This window comes from Clostridiales bacterium (genome assembly GCA_015243575.1).
GTDB classification, from domain to species: domain Bacteria; phylum Bacillota; class Clostridia; order Peptostreptococcales; family Anaerovoracaceae; genus Anoxybacterium; species Anoxybacterium hadale.
The window spans coordinates 866,098-879,741 of sequence record CP042469.1 but is presented as its reverse complement, the minus strand read 5'-3'; the positions used below and the strand labels follow the sequence as shown (position 1 = coordinate 879,741).

General features: G+C 45.2%; 17 protein-coding genes and 1 pseudogene. 4 read left to right on the top strand and 14 right to left on the bottom strand.

The window, feature by feature from the left end; translation table 11 throughout:
- Positions 1-55 precede the first annotated feature (55 nt).
- The 9 genes from trmD to FRZ06_03775 all read right to left on the bottom strand — a co-directional run bounded on the left by trmD (position 56) and on the right by FRZ06_03775 (position 6,359).
- A complete protein-coding gene (trmD, locus tag FRZ06_03815) occupies positions 56-802 on the bottom strand; it encodes a tRNA (guanosine(37)-N1)-methyltransferase TrmD (GenBank protein ID QOX62530.1) in 747 nt (248 codons plus the stop codon).
- 53 nt (positions 803-855) lie between these two features.
- Complete coding sequence (gene rimM / locus FRZ06_03810) at positions 856-1,353, bottom strand: 16S rRNA processing protein RimM (protein QOX62529.1); 498 nt, start codon at positions 1,351-1,353, stop codon at positions 856-858.
- Positions 1,354-1,517: 164 nt separating this feature from the next.
- Positions 1,518-1,748 carry a KH domain-containing protein gene (locus FRZ06_03805; GenBank protein QOX62528.1) on the bottom strand — a complete coding sequence of 77 codons (231 nt, stop codon included), beginning with the start codon at positions 1,746-1,748 and terminating at the stop codon, positions 1,518-1,520.
- 18 nt (positions 1,749-1,766) lie between these two features.
- The gene (rpsP, locus tag FRZ06_03800) at positions 1,767-2,012 is read right to left on the bottom strand and encodes a 30S ribosomal protein S16 (protein QOX62527.1); all 246 of its coding nucleotides are present in this window, start codon (positions 2,010-2,012) and stop codon (positions 1,767-1,769) included.
- A gap of 99 nt (positions 2,013-2,111) precedes the next feature.
- Positions 2,112-3,449 carry a signal recognition particle protein gene (locus tag FRZ06_03795; protein QOX62526.1) on the bottom strand — a complete coding sequence of 446 codons (1,338 nt, stop codon included), beginning with the start codon at positions 3,447-3,449 and terminating at the stop codon, positions 2,112-2,114.
- An 85-nt stretch (positions 3,450-3,534) separates the two neighbouring features.
- Positions 3,535-3,891, bottom strand: coding sequence for a YlxM family DNA-binding protein (locus FRZ06_03790; GenBank protein ID QOX62525.1), 357 nt, complete (start codon positions 3,889-3,891; stop codon positions 3,535-3,537).
- Between the two features lie 424 nt (positions 3,892-4,315).
- On the bottom strand, positions 4,316-5,626 hold the full coding sequence (locus FRZ06_03785; protein QOX62524.1) for an MATE family efflux transporter: 1,311 nt from the start codon (positions 5,624-5,626) through the stop codon (positions 4,316-4,318).
- A gap of 64 nt (positions 5,627-5,690) precedes the next feature.
- On the bottom strand, positions 5,691-5,876 hold the full coding sequence (locus FRZ06_03780) for a conjugal transfer protein (protein QOX62523.1): 186 nt from the start codon (positions 5,874-5,876) through the stop codon (positions 5,691-5,693).
- Between the two features lie 6 nt (positions 5,877-5,882).
- Complete coding sequence (locus tag FRZ06_03775) at positions 5,883-6,359, bottom strand: winged helix-turn-helix transcriptional regulator (GenBank protein QOX62522.1); 477 nt, start codon at positions 6,357-6,359, stop codon at positions 5,883-5,885.
- Between the two features lie 128 nt (positions 6,360-6,487).
- Between FRZ06_03775 and FRZ06_03770 the strand changes: the two genes are divergently transcribed.
- From FRZ06_03770 to FRZ06_03755, 4 genes are all read left to right on the top strand, one after another.
- Complete coding sequence (locus FRZ06_03770; GenBank protein QOX65819.1) at positions 6,488-6,643, top strand: integrase; 156 nt, start codon at positions 6,488-6,490, stop codon at positions 6,641-6,643.
- Positions 6,644-6,932: 289 nt separating this feature from the next.
- Positions 6,933-7,736 (top strand): SDR family oxidoreductase, encoded by an 804-nt coding sequence (locus tag FRZ06_03765; GenBank protein QOX62521.1) that lies wholly within the window; start codon positions 6,933-6,935, stop codon positions 7,734-7,736.
- Positions 7,737-8,075: 339 nt separating this feature from the next.
- Positions 8,076-8,450 (top strand): nuclear transport factor 2 family protein, encoded by a 375-nt coding sequence (locus tag FRZ06_03760; GenBank protein ID QOX65818.1) that lies wholly within the window; start codon positions 8,076-8,078, stop codon positions 8,448-8,450.
- Between the two features lie 2 nt (positions 8,451-8,452).
- Positions 8,453-9,283, top strand: coding sequence for a 4Fe-4S dicluster domain-containing protein (locus FRZ06_03755; GenBank protein ID QOX62520.1), 831 nt, complete (start codon positions 8,453-8,455; stop codon positions 9,281-9,283).
- A gap of 230 nt (positions 9,284-9,513) precedes the next feature.
- Here the strand turns inward: FRZ06_03755 and FRZ06_03750 are convergent.
- The 5 genes and pseudogenes from FRZ06_03750 to FRZ06_03730 all read right to left on the bottom strand — a co-directional run bounded on the left by FRZ06_03750 (position 9,514) and on the right by FRZ06_03730 (position 13,642).
- A pseudogene (locus FRZ06_03750) lies at positions 9,514-9,600 on the bottom strand (MazG-like protein).
- Between the two features lie 50 nt (positions 9,601-9,650).
- Positions 9,651-10,025 carry a pyridoxamine 5'-phosphate oxidase family protein gene (locus FRZ06_03745; protein QOX62519.1) on the bottom strand — a complete coding sequence of 125 codons (375 nt, stop codon included), beginning with the start codon at positions 10,023-10,025 and terminating at the stop codon, positions 9,651-9,653.
- A 408-nt stretch (positions 10,026-10,433) separates the two neighbouring features.
- Positions 10,434-11,267, bottom strand: a complete 834-nt coding sequence (locus FRZ06_03740; GenBank protein ID QOX62518.1) for an NADH-quinone oxidoreductase subunit E/F — start codon at positions 11,265-11,267, stop codon at positions 10,434-10,436.
- 10 nt (positions 11,268-11,277) lie between these two features.
- The gene (locus FRZ06_03735) at positions 11,278-13,086 is read right to left on the bottom strand and encodes a 4Fe-4S dicluster domain-containing protein (protein QOX62517.1); all 1,809 of its coding nucleotides are present in this window, start codon (positions 13,084-13,086) and stop codon (positions 11,278-11,280) included.
- Positions 13,073-13,642, bottom strand: a complete 570-nt coding sequence (locus FRZ06_03730) for an NAD(P)H-dependent oxidoreductase subunit E (protein ID QOX65817.1) — start codon at positions 13,640-13,642, stop codon at positions 13,073-13,075. Before FRZ06_03730 ends, FRZ06_03735 begins: the two co-directional genes overlap by 14 nt.
- Positions 13,643-13,644: the final 2 nt, after the last annotated feature.

Sequence of the window (13,644 nt, the reverse complement as noted above, 5' to 3'; positions counted from 1 at the left end):
ATTTTGCTATATTGGCTGCAATAAGTATATATTATAATCTCCTCCGATTCAACTGTCATCCGTCAGAGGATTCCAGCATTTTCTGCAGGATTTTTTTTTCGTCTTTTGTTAAATTTTTCTCTGCCCTTACATAGGCTTCCCAAAGGTCTGGACGACGCTGTCTCGTCAGTTCCAGAGACTTTTCAAACTGCCAGAGGTGAATCAGCTTATGATTTCCGGAAACAAGCACCTCGGGAACTTCCATGCCTGCATATTCTCTTGGTTTTGTGTACTGTGGATATTCCAAAAGGCCCGAATAGATGGATTCCTCATAGTGCGCATTGCTGCTTCCAAGGACCTCAGGGATCATCCGAGCTACCGCATCGATGACGATCATAGCGGGCAGCTCCCCTCCTGTTAGGATATAATCTCCCACGGAAACCTCTTCCATCTCCCAATGATCGATAATTCTTTGATCGATTCCCTCATAATGGCCGCATAAAATTACCAGCTCCGAACGCTGGGACAGTTCACCAACAAGTTCTTTGTCCAGCAGTCTTCCTCTAGGCGACATGTAAAGGATTTTCTTTTCTTTAGCTTCCACATGCTCCAGTGCCCGAAAAATCGGATCCGCAAGCATCACCATACCAGCACCGCCCCCAAAGGGGTAATCATCAGCCTTTTTATGCTTGCTCTGACTGAAGTCTCTGATATTTGTCAGCCGGACATCCAAGATTCCATTTTCTTTAGCTCTTCCTAGGATACTTTCTTCCGTAACCGGCCGAAACATCTCCGGAAATAATGTTAAAACATCAATTTTCATATTCTCTTCATATCCTTCTAAGGAAGCGCTGATTGAATGAAGTCACAGCTTCCCTAAAGCTCCAGCAGACCTTCGATTAATCTGACGGTCATCACTCTATTTTCCATATCGATCTTCAAAATAAATTCTTCCACAGCCGGGATCATGAATTTATTGCCATCTTCTTTTTTTATTTCGTAAAGATCCTGTGAACTGTTCTGAATCACGTCACAAAGGGACCCCAAAGATGCTCCGCTTTCATCCTGCACCGCAAGACCAATGAGATCATAAATATAATAAGTATCTTCCGGAAGCACCCTCACATCTTTTTTCTCAATCAAAAGATCCTTACCCTTATGCTTTTCTGCTTCTGTCCGATCACCAATGCCGGCAAGTTTCAGGATCACCATATCCTTCATATAGCGAACGCCTTCTATCTTAACCAGTTTTTGATCCAGATAGATCTCAGACAGTTCTTCGAAACGCTCTTTATAGTCGGAATAGTGGTACACCTTTAGTTCCCCTTTTAGTCCGACCACGTTCACAACTTGTCCAATTTTAATCTTTTCCATAGTTCCTCTTCATCAAAACAGTGGCTTCGCCACTTCCCCCAGAAAACCAGCGTCCTTTGGTGCAGGCCCGCCTCGCTCCTTGCCTTCCAGTTTTTCCTGCGACATCAAAAAATACGGGCACATATATCCGATATATGTGCCACGAACGCAGTATTGCAGAATCTTTATTGAACGATTTCTACTACCACTTTTTTATTTGCTTTGGTCGCTGCGGCTTTTACGACGGTACGAAGCGCTTTGGCGATTCTCCCTTGCTTGCCGATTACCTTACCCATATCATCCGGGGCAACCTTCAATTCGATAACAATTGCCTGTCTACCTTCGACCTCTTTAACTTCTACCGCATCAGGATTATCAACAAGTGATTTTGCAATAGCTTCAACCAGTTCTACCATAAGTTTTCACCGCTTTCCTTATCCTATAATTCCTGATCTTTTGAAAAGACTCTTTACAGTATCGGTAGGTTGAGCTCCGTTTGAAATCCATTTCTTAGCCTTTTCGCTATCGATTTTAACATCAGCCGGTTCAGTCAAAGGATTATAGTAACCTATCTCCTCAATAAACTTTCCATCTCTTGGTGAACGGGAATCTGCTACTACTACTCTATAAAAAGGCTTCTTGTGTGCTCCCATTCTCTTCAGTCTAATTTTTACTGCCATATGTTCCACCTCCTTCTTTTTGTCTGTCATTTTCCGAATTGACTCCATGACAAACGATTTACAATATATGTTAAACTCAGTCTATCTGAATTTAATCAACTAAAAACCTTTAAACATGCGGTTTCTTTTGAATTTTGGTGCGTTGGAAAATTGTTTCATCATCTTCCTCGCTTCCTCATACCGTTTGATCAGATTGTTGATCTTGCTGACCGGCTGGCCGCTTCCCGCTGCAATCCGCTTCCTTCTGCTGGCGTTGAGGAGAGACGGATCTTTTCGCTCCGCTTTCGTCATGGACTGAATGATGGCTTCCATCTGAGAAAACTCTTTTTCTCCGCCTTCCAGATCGACTTCCTGCATAGCTTTTCCACCCATACCCGGGAGCATATCCATAATCTTCGCGAGTCCGCCCATCTTTCGGATTTGTCCCATCTGATCCAGAAAGTCTTCCAGCGTGAACTCGTTTTTCTTCATCTTCTTTTCGAGTTCAGCCGCTTTCTCTTCGTCATAATTTTCCTGAGCCTTTTCAATCAGGCTCATCATATCGCCCATTCCCAGAATTCGGGATGCCATACGCTCCGGATGGAATGGTTCCAGTGCGTCGAACTTTTCACCCATACCGATAAATTTAATGGGCTTGCCTGTAACGGTCTTTGCCGACAATGCGGCACCACCTCGGGTATCACCGTCCAGCTTCGTCATGATGATCCCGTCAATGCCCAGCCTTTCATTAAACCCAGTTGCAGCATTTACCGCATCCTGACCGGTCATGGCATCTACTACAAGAAGAATCTCATGGGGCTTGGTTCTTTGCTTGATCCTGACAAGCTCATCCATCAGTTCATCATCGATATGAAGTCTGCCCGATGTATCCAGGATCAGCACGTCATGGCCTTTGTATTCTGCTTCCTTCATGGCTTTTTCTGCGATCACTTCAGGCTCATTGCAATCCCTCATGGTGAACACTGGAACGCCTACGGTTTTTCCTACAATCTCCAGCTGATCAATGGCTGCGGGTCTGTATACATCACACGCTGCCAGCATTGGTCTTTTTCCATTTTTCTTTAGGTAGTTTGCAAGTTTTCCGCAGGTTGTGGTCTTACCGGTACCCTGCAGACCAGCCATTAAAATGACGGTAAATCCTCTTGGCGAATATGTCAGCTTGCTGTTTGTCCCACCCATAAGGGAAACCAGCTCGTCGTTTACGATTTTGATTACCTGCTGTGCAGGCGTCAGACTGGCCAATACATCCTGACCCAGAGCTTTTTCCTTGACGCTGTCAACGAACTGTTTGACGACTTTAAAGTTTACGTCAGCTTCCAGCAGTGCCAGCTTAACCTCTCTCATTGCTTCATTGATATCCGCTTCTGAGAGAATTCCTTTGCCCTTTAGTTTTTTAAAGACTCCCTGCAGTTTTTCCGATAGTCCTTCAAATGCCATATGCGGCTCTCCTTATAACATTCTCTACGGCTCTATAGAACCGATTCGCAGAATTTTATCGTTTTAAAAATATAAAAGTATTTCCTCATTCATTAATTCGGTCGATGATGGACTTAAGATCCATCAGCTTTGACCGCAGCCCTTCATTTCCATCGTTTTCTTTGATCAACTCATCGAGTTGTGAGTCAATGGCTGCTATCGCATCTTCTGTATCCATGAATTTTTTCACCAGACCAAGTTTATTTTCATATTCATGCAACGCTTTTTCAGCTTTTTTCACTGCGTCATGAACCCCTTGCCTGCTGATGCCAAACTCTTCTGCAATCTCCGACAGGGAGTAATTATCTTCATGGTAAAGTTTCAGTATTTCCTGCTGCTTTGCAGTGAGCAACTGACCATAAAAATCATATAGCATACTAATTTCTATCATCTTATCAAACATCTGCAATCAGCCTTATCATCTTATTTGGCAAGTATTTTTACTTGACACCATGTAAATTTAACATAAATCATCAGCACTGTCAAGCAATAATACTTGCCGCTCAAAGAAATTTTATTGTAATTTTCCTGAACTTTTGCTAAGCAGATTAAAAATTTAATTTTAACGATACGCCTTACCTGTATTGAAGCTGTGAAATAGATTTCCGAAAGGCAGAATCCTGCCTTGGCGGAGACAATATAATTCCTACAAAAGTGGCCTCCTTGCTCACTCATTTTCATAACCTCAGCGTTGTCCTGCTTTTAGATTATATCATAGAATTTAAGATTTTGGGATGCTTACGCATCACTTGAAAAGCAATATGCTGCCAGAAAATACTGCCAACAATAAGATGCTGCTCATTATAAAACACCTCCTCTAATCCGCGTCAAAAAGTCAAGCCATTTCGTTCAGAGTGCTTTACAATAACGGTTCCGGCTATCAGAGAAAGGATTTCTGCAATACCGACTGTAAACCATACCAACGCACCATTAGAAGCAATAGAAACACCCCAAATACAGGCAGGTAAAAACACAAACCCACGCAAAATGTTTAGCAAAACTGCTTCTTTTGTTCTCTTTGTAGAGTAGAGATAGGCGGCAATCATGGTGTTAAGCGCCGCAAAAAGAAACATCCAACCGTATTTTGGCATTGCTACTACCGACATTTCCGTTGCGACAGTATCCGCACCAAACAGCCTGCAAATATTTGCTCCGACAAAAAAGGTAACGAAATAAATCAATGCACTTCCCACAAAACTAATAATACGGCCTACACGAAAGTAATACTTTATATCCTGCTCATTCTGTTCACCATAGCTTTGTCCGAACAAAGGCTGCATACCTTCTGCAACACCAAGGACGATTGCAAAAGTAAACGATGAGATATAGCTAATAACGGAATAAGCATTGATTCCATTGTTACCAATATATCTTAAAACTACAGCGTTCATACATATTGTCATAATAGGGGTGGTAAGTTGTGAGAGCATTTCCGGCAAGCCGCGGGTCAGAATTTTTTTTACTAAAACACCATCAACTTTAAAATTGCCTATTCTCAAATCCCCGCGCTTGCGAATAAAGTGCATGGTAATAATAACAAAAGATAGGAGTTGAGAAATACCCGTTGCTATGGCTGCGCCCGCAAGCCCTCTTTGCAGCGGAAATACAAAAAGCCAGTCGAGAAAGACATTACATACGGTACTGGCGATTGTGGCTATCATCACCAGTACAGCAGCATTATCATTTCTTCCAAAACCTTGCAAGATAATTGACATCGCAGAGGGAATGGTAAAGATACTGCACCAAAAAATATACTCTGATACCATATCATGATAAACGCCGGTAGCACCTAATGCTGATACAAGCACCTCATTAAATACGGTGCCGATAATCATAAATATAGCAGATAATAGTGCGGTCAGGCATAATGCGTGCATGAACACTTGATTTGCACCATCAATATCTTTCCGACCTATTCTGATGGCGACAATTGTGACGCCGCCGATTGTAGTCAACAAATAGGCCGCAGCAATAATCATCATAAAAGGCAGCGCCATATTCACAGCGCCCAAAGCGTCTGTTCCAACGCCGCGACCTACAAAAATACCATCAACTATGGTAAAGAGGAAAATGGCACATTGGCTAAAAACCGTTGGTATTACGATTTTAAGTACATTTTTGAATTGAGTTGATTTCATAACTTGAAGTTCTCCTATACTTTTATTTGTAAAAAATTAAGAGCCGAAACAACAATTTCTTGTGTTATCGGCTCTGCGTCTTTGCGTCTGGCTCTTTGATAATGGTCATATTAAACTTTTCGACATCTATAAGCGTTTCTTGCTTGCACTTGGGGCAGAATAGCGGGAAGTTCTTCAGTTCCGTGTTTTCTTGGATTTTAAGTCTGGTTTTCTGCTGACAAACAGGACAGATAATCCATTGCTCGGCCATGCACCCTCACTCCTTTTTCAACAGTTTATCTATAGTGCATAGCACTCTATCTCGCTCACGCCGGATATTTTCGTTGTATCTTTGATAAATAGAAATATAGGTTTCTCTTTCTTCATCGGTAAACATCAAGAAAGCTTCTTTCTCCATTTCATCAATCATGCTAATACTGTGTTCGGCGAATTGCCTTCCTGTGTCCGTTAAGAGAATCTTTTTCCGATTTCTCGTGCCCGGAATTGTTTCGAGATATACAAGATCTCGCTGCTGCAATTTACTGACTGCCGAGTTGATAGTCTGCACGGGATAAAACCAATCATTGCACAAGTCGTTTTGTGTGCAATCCCCGTCAGCATGGGTGATTGCGTATAGTATCCAAAATGCCGTATCAGTTAATCCAAAGCGTCCGGCAATGCCGCGATAGATTTCATCTGTTTCTTTATACAGACGATTGAGAGTATTCAATTGTTGTTGAATGTCATGTCCCATACTCTTACCTCTTTCGCAATAAGCTGTTCTATTGGCTCATTGACTAAATTATATGTTTCCGACTTCGGAAACATACTGATTATAATCCGAAATCGGATACTTGTCAATCGTATAATTGCTGCTTTAAGATAAAATTATATAAAGCTTTCCTGCGAGAGCAGCCCACCGCTCTAACCGAATACGACGAGCCACTTGTACGGCGGCTGATTGAAAAAGTCACCGTCTACGAGGGTAAATTCACCGTAGAATTCAAGTCTGGCGTAACGGTCGATGTGGATGAATAAGGGTAAAAATGAGCGAGGCAACTCGATCATTCTTCGATCAAAAAATGAAACCACATATTTGGATCAGGAGAGTAGAACCGATGAAACTCATTTTCAAAATAAACGCCTGGTATCTGCAAGCATCCGATGTGGAAGTGTTGGCTCCCGCAAAGATACGCGACGCGTTCCGGGATGAATTAAATAACATAATGGGCAAATATAAATCATAACTTGACGCGATACTGTCAGGTTATGGTTGGTATGATTGGAACATGCAAACAACCTAATTCCCAAAAAGGAGGCTTTCTTCATGGAGAATTCCAACCATATCATAATTGATTCCAAGGAACTAAACGGCAAACGTGTGCTTGTGACCGGCGGTACTGGGGGCGGGATGGGCGAGGCGACGGTCAAACGACTTGCTCGTGCCGGAGCAACAGTCATCACGACAGCACGGCACACGCCGGACGAATTAAAAGATTCGGATTTATTTATCCAGGCCGATATTAGCACGCCTGAAGGCACTACAAAAGTTGTGGAGTATCTGCTAAAACGCTTTGGCGGTGTAGATATCCTCGTCAACAACGTGGGAGGCTCTTCTACACCAACAGGCGGCGTACTGAAACAAACCGACGCGGACTGGCAGCGAACGTTCGAGACCAATTTATTCGCCGCTGTCCGATTGGATAGAGGTTTGTTGCCCTCAATGCTTGAGCAGGGTGGTGGCGTGATTGTTCACGTTACCTCAATTCAACGCCGATTCCCGGGAGAAAACACCATGGCATATTCAGCGGCCAAGGCCGCACTCACAAATTACAGTAAAGCTCTGGCGACGGAGCTCGCACCCAAGGGTATCCGCGTGAACAGCGTTGCGCCCGGTTTCACGGAAACAAAGGCCGCTGAGAGACTTATCGAGCGGATGGCACAGGAACGGGGATGCGACTATAGTGATGCCCGGCAGTCTTTGATGGACTCTTTAGGAGGTATTCCCATAGGGCGTACTGCGCGGCCGGAGGAAGTGGCTGAACTTGTCGCTTTTTTGGTATCCGACCGCGCTTCCTACATTGTAGGAGCGGAGCATACAATCGACGGCGGAATCGTCCGCACAATATAAAGGAGAATAAAAATTATGGCAAACAATCAATTCCAATTACCAAAATCGGTTGAGACACATTTTCAGGCGACAAATACCAGTGACCCCGTGGCCTTCCTTTCAACCTTTTCCGAGGACGCCGTCGTCATAGACGCCGGTAAAGAATATCGCGGGAAAGCAGCCATCAAAGCATGGAGCGACCGCGACTATTTTGGCGACCATCTGAGACTGGAAGTCACAAACGCCGTTCAGGACGCTCTAGAGATAGTCGTCACTGCAAAATGTGACGGAGAATACGACAAAACCGGCCTGCCAGACCCTCTATATCTTGATTTTCATTTTACGCTGGATGGGGATAAAATCACACGCCTACGCAATGTTCTTTCTTCCAACAGCAGAGCTGTGCCGCTGCCTCAACCGATTGCTGCCTTTTATCATGCCTCCGATGTGTATGACGACGCTCTGCTTGCGGGTTGCTTTGCGACTGATGCCGTGTTGGCTGACGAGGGAATGGAATATCATGGCCCCGAAGCTGTTAGCGGGCATATTCTGGAGGCAAACCGGGACGCTAAAGTCACGACCGAAATCACCGGCTGTACAGAGAAAAACGGTGATACTGTTGTCACCGCTACGCTTTCCGGTAGCTTCGAGGGCAGCCCGGTTCCGCTGGATTTCCACTTCACCGTTGAAAACGGGAAAATCAATGCCTTGAATATTGTATTGGCTGGAGCGTAAAAATGGCCACAGAGAATTTGATTCAGGTAAATCAGGACAAATGCACACAATGCGGACTTTGCGTAAAGGTCTGCCGGGGCACGCTTGACATGGGCGAGCACGGCCCCGAGGCCGTCAATGATTTCTGTATTGCCTGCGGGCATTGCGTAGCGGTTTGCCCAAACGGCGCGTTGGATCACAGGCTGGCTCCACTTGAAAAGCAAGTTTCGCTCGAAGAGACACCGATACCGGACGCCAATACGGCAGCCCGCTTTCTCCGGTCACGTCGGTCTGTTCGCTCTTTCCAAAAAAAACGTGTGCCGCGTGAGACCGTCCGCGAGCTTCTTGACATTGCCCGTTTCGCACCAACAGCATGCAATTCACAGGGAGTCTCCTACCATGTTGTAGATGATCCTGTGACCATAAAAGCAATCGCAGCTGTGATTGCGGATTGGGCAGAGGGGGATTTAAAACACGGAGCTTTGGGGAAATCCCCATGGTCAAAAAACACCGTCAATACCATACGCGGTTACCGGGAAAATGGCAGGGACACAATCCTAAGGGATGCGCCCTGTCTGATCATCGCCACGGCACAAAAAGAATGCTTCGCGCTCGGTCGGGACAATACTCATTTTGCGCTTTCCTATGCCCAGCTCTATGCACCGGCGCTCGGACTCGGTACTTGCTGGTCAGGGTTATTCGAATATTGTGCTACAGCGGGCTATAAACCTTTGCTGCAGCTTCTCCGGCTTCATGAAAACAAAAGCGTCACAGGTGCGTTGCTCGTTGGATATCCGATCTATACATTTAGGCGAATAGTAGACAGGGAACCTTTACAGGTTACATGGCATTAATGTGGAGCACATGATCTTTGTCTTATTTTTTTGGTGATGTTAAGAATAGAGAATGTTATCAATTCACTTTGGAATACAAATCGGCATGACGGTGGATGCAGATGAATAAGGGCAAAAATAAGCATGGCACTCTACGGGATTTTACGTAGGATGCCCTGCTTTTGAATCAAAAACATTCCTTACTCGGGCATATTAAGACTGTATCTGCTTCTCAAGTTTGGACAAAAAACCGGCCAACGCCCTTGTTGGGACATGGTTAACCGGCCGACCAGACCGGCGTCCGTCAAAAAGGCGAGGGCATCCTTCATAATTTAATATCTCCTGTAAGTTTTCCATATTCTATTTAGCGAAATAGCGATTTTGCCTGCTATAACATTTGCTTAGCTGACGTAACCGTAATTTCTAATACTCGGGTTAAAAATTTAAATTTCTTTTCCATCATATTAAAATCTGCGCCGGAGTATAAAAATCTTGCAGTTCCTTCTACAACAAACCCGGTTCCCTGATAATTATCATGCCCTTTCACATTTTTACTTCCTAAAGCCATTTTTATCTTATTGTTATCATTTATATTTTTCTCCGTTGTGTGCATTATTCCAGCGGGAATTAGTATTCTTTCGTCTTCGGTAACCACTAAATAGGAATTCCACTCATTTACAACATGAGGTTCTCCTTTTCCCCACGTTACAATTGTTACAATACCCTCGTTTTTTAATACTTCATAAAATTTATCTGATAGCATTTGTTCCTCCTTGGTATAGAATCGAATAAAATCGATGCAAATTTACGGGTTGTTATTAATAATAGCATAGAAAATATGACAATGTCCCGTCATATTATCTATGCTATTTGCAATGTAAACGTCAAGCGGAATCCGACCCGATAGACTGATTCCCATGTACGGGTAAAATCACGTTTTGAGAGTACAGTTTGAAAATCCCAAAACCACAGAAATGGCTTATTTACTGAGCTTTTTGTACATTCAGTCTTTTACCCTTGACATCAATACTACCGTCTCAACGTGGTCAGTCCGGGGACAGTGATCCACGGACCTGCCGATGTCATGATGCCTAAGCGCGTGATTGGGCTACAGGAATGGGAGGAGCCTTCTTGCTTTTTTTCTCTGCTTTTTCACCGATATTGTTCCGGTCTATGCAAAGGTCCTCCCAGGTTGACTCACCCATTTCAAACGCGATGCTTCCCTGACCGCCCTGCAATGTTCACACAGCATTTCACCGCCGTGCACATCAGCAGAAGGGCCATTTCTTTTACCCACATACTCCAGCTGTTCTTTGGTACCGATCACTTCACCACACCAAGAACAGGAAACCAACTCAAATTCCTTATTCCAGATGGTTCTTTTTCCATGAAGATCCGTGAAAGGAATTGCTCCGCTGGGACAAACACTTGCACAGGAACAGCATCCAATACAGCTTTCTGCAGGCTCTTCGAATGGTGTAGAAACTGTTCTCGTGGTTCCCCTATTAACTGTTGCAATGGCGCCGGTGCCCATTTTATCACAGGCAGCAACGCACAGTCCGCAAAGGATGCATTTTTCGTCTTCCCTAGAACTCCACCGATGATTTTGTTCTACACCATATTCCTTCGCAAGCATACCAATGGCATCACTTTGAGGTGCTCTGGCCATCAGCAATGTTAATACGGCTTTTCGCATGTCTCTCAGCTTCTCTGAATTGGTAAGCACTTCAATTTCTGCAACCACAGGATAAACGCAGGCAGTGACTATTTTTCTTTTTCGATCGTCCTTCTCACCGCAATCATCGTTCAATTGCCCAAACGCTCTCTCTTCTGCCTTCTGTCTTGCATCCATCACTTCCACAATACAAATTCTGCAGGTGGCAAGACCAGCCAGCGCCTCTTCATGACAGAGGGTTGGAATGTTAATATGATTTCTTTTTGCAATCTGAAGAAGATACTCTCCTGATTCTGCTTCACATGTCAAACCGTCAATGATTACCTTCATTCCGCACCTCCTATCCGATTTCCACCGCTTGGAATCTGCATACATCGATGCAGTTTCCGCAGCGTGTACAAAGTTCTTCGTCAATAACATGACTCAACCTGGGCTTTCCGCTGATTGCTCCCACACCGCAATTCTTTTTGCAGAGTCCGCAGCCGGTGCACTTTTCTTCAAGAATGCGGAACGTCGTCAGTTTCTTACAGATCCCTGCAGGGCAGCGCTGATCCCGTATGTGAGAAAGATACTCTTGGCGGAAGTATTTTATGGTAGACAATACCGGATTGGGAGCGCTCTTTCCCAGGCCGCAGAGTGCGGCCTCCTTCATCATGGAGCCCAACCAGATCAAAAGCTCCAGATCCTCCTCAGAGCCTTTGCCCTCCGTAATTCCGTCAAGCACTTCCAGCATTCTTCTCAGACCCTCTCTGCACGGCACGCATTTTCCGCAGGACTCCTCCGAGAGAAAATTGATGTAATACCGGGCGGTGTCCACCATACAGGTCCGTTCATCCATGACAATCATTCCTCCGGAACCCATCATGGAATCAGCAGCTTCCAGAGAATCAAAATCAACCTTCATATCCAATAGTTCTTGCGGAATACAGCCTCCAGAAGGGCCTCCTGTCTGCACAGCTTTGAACCTTCGCCCTCCGATAATTCCTCCACCAATTTCAAAGATCAGCTCCCGCAGAGTAATTCCCATAGGAACCTCCACCAAACCATTGTTTTTGACCTTTCCTACCAGAGAAAACACCTTTGTCCCCTTGCTTTTTTCCGTTCCGATGGAGGAAAACCAACTGCCTCCCCGGTTGATAATTTCAGGAATGTTGGCCCAGGTTTCCACATTGTTCAAGAGGGTCGGCTGTCCCCATAATCCTCTTTCTACCGAGCGGATATATTTCGCTCTTGGCTCTCCCGTATTTCCCTCGATGGAGGCCATAAGTGCAGTTGATTCACCGCAGACAAACGCGCCTCCGCCCTTGACAATCTGGAGATGAAACTCATATCCGCTGCCAAAGATATTTTTCCCGAGAAAACCTTTCTCCCTTGCCTGACAAATAGCTTCTTCCATAGTCCTCACAGCCAGCCCATACTCATTTCTGATATAGAGGTATCCCGAATTGGCGCCTATGGCTAGGCTCCCGATCAGCATCCCTTCAATGATACTGTGAGGATCGCCCTCTAGAATGCATCGATCCATGAATGCTCCCGGATCACCTTCATCTCCGTTGCAGATGGTATATTTGGGATATCGTCCGATCCCGGCACACTGTCTCCATTTTCTGCCCGTTGGAAAACCAGCCCCGCCTCTTCCCCGAAGACCGGAACCTTCAATTTCAGTAAGGATCTCCTCCGGGGTCATTTTTAAAGCTTTTTTCGCCGCCGAATATCCTCCCCGTTCCATGTAGTCCTGGATAGAGAACGGATCGATTTCCCCAGTATTTCTCAGGGCAATTCTGAACTGCTTTTTATAGAAGCTGTTTTCTTCCCTCGTTCTGACACGATTCCGCTGCTCCGGCTCCCGATGCATCAAGCGGTCGATCTCCTGCTTGTTCAGTACCGTCTTTTCAAACACCTCATCCACATCACCCGGCTTGACTTTATAGTAGCAAAGATCATCTGGCAAAAACCGAACGATGGGGCCGTTCTCACAAAGTCCGCTGCAGCCTGTGGCTTTCACCATGGGCTCCACCTCAAGAGGAAGGCCCGCTTGTTGGATTCTCTCTTTCAGACCACTGTCGATATCCATGCTGTTATTTGCCAGGCAGCAGGTACCGCAGCAGACGAGTATCTTTTCAAAGTTTGTTCCATCATGCCCATTCATCTGCATTTCCTCCGTCCCATGCAAGTCGATCCCCTATAGCTGACCCTCCATTCCCCTCAAGGTTCTCCTCAAAGGCAGATCCTACATCCCACACTGGAACCTCCCCCATGGCAGGGCCGTAATGATTCAAAATTTCTCCCACCATCGTGCGGGTCACACTCCCATAATATTCTTCATTTACCACCAAAACCGGCGCCAGGGCGCAGGATCCCAGACAGCTGACCGTTTCCAGAGAAAAAACTCCATCCACTGAAGTATCACCCGGTTTCAAGTGCAAAAGCCGTTCAATTTCCTCCAGAAGTACCGTCGAGGAACGAATGTGGCAGGCGGTTCCGTCGCAGACCCGTATGATATTCTTTCCTTTTGCTTTCAGGCTGAATGCTTTATAAAAGGTAGCCATTCCGTAAAGCTTGCTCAAGGGCACTCCAAAATATCCTGAGGTTTGGCACAAAGCTTCTTTGGGAAGAAATTGATACCGTTCCTGTATGTCCTGCAGGACTGCCAGCATATATCTTCGTTCCGCGGGATATCGATGAAGCAGCTCTGTGATGTCCATAA

Excerpts from the sequence above, each read along its gene's own strand:
- trmD (QOX62530.1), bottom strand. The coding sequence starts at position 802 with ATGAAAATTGATGTTTTAACATTATTTCCGGAGATGTTTCGGCCGGTT.
- rimM (QOX62529.1), bottom strand. The coding sequence starts at position 1,353 with ATGGAAAAGATTAAAATTGGACAAGTTGTGAACGTGGTCGGACTAAAA.
- FRZ06_03805 (QOX62528.1), bottom strand. The coding sequence starts at position 1,748 with ATGGTAGAACTGGTTGAAGCTATTGCAAAATCACTTGTTGATAATCCT.
- rpsP (QOX62527.1), bottom strand. The coding sequence starts at position 2,012 with ATGGCAGTAAAAATTAGACTGAAGAGAATGGGAGCACACAAGAAGCCT.
- FRZ06_03795 (QOX62526.1), bottom strand. The coding sequence starts at position 3,449 with ATGGCATTTGAAGGACTATCGGAAAAACTGCAGGGAGTCTTTAAAAAA.
- FRZ06_03790 (QOX62525.1), bottom strand. The coding sequence starts at position 3,891 with ATGTTTGATAAGATGATAGAAATTAGTATGCTATATGATTTTTATGGT.
- FRZ06_03785 (QOX62524.1), bottom strand. The coding sequence starts at position 5,626 with ATGAAATCAACTCAATTCAAAAATGTACTTAAAATCGTAATACCAACG.
- FRZ06_03780 (QOX62523.1), bottom strand. The coding sequence starts at position 5,876 with ATGGCCGAGCAATGGATTATCTGTCCTGTTTGTCAGCAGAAAACCAGA.
- FRZ06_03775 (QOX62522.1), bottom strand. The coding sequence starts at position 6,359 with ATGGGACATGACATTCAACAACAATTGAATACTCTCAATCGTCTGTAT.
- FRZ06_03765 (QOX62521.1), top strand. The coding sequence starts at position 6,933 with ATGGAGAATTCCAACCATATCATAATTGATTCCAAGGAACTAAACGGC.
- FRZ06_03755 (QOX62520.1), top strand. The coding sequence starts at position 8,453 with ATGGCCACAGAGAATTTGATTCAGGTAAATCAGGACAAATGCACACAA.
- FRZ06_03745 (QOX62519.1), bottom strand. The coding sequence starts at position 10,025 with ATGCTATCAGATAAATTTTATGAAGTATTAAAAAACGAGGGTATTGTA.
- FRZ06_03740 (QOX62518.1), bottom strand. The coding sequence starts at position 11,267 with ATGAAGGTAATCATTGACGGTTTGACATGTGAAGCAGAATCAGGAGAG.
- FRZ06_03735 (QOX62517.1), bottom strand. The coding sequence starts at position 13,086 with ATGAATGGGCATGATGGAACAAACTTTGAAAAGATACTCGTCTGCTGC.
- FRZ06_03730 (QOX65817.1), bottom strand. The coding sequence starts at position 13,642 with ATGGACATCACAGAGCTGCTTCATCGATATCCCGCGGAACGAAGATAT.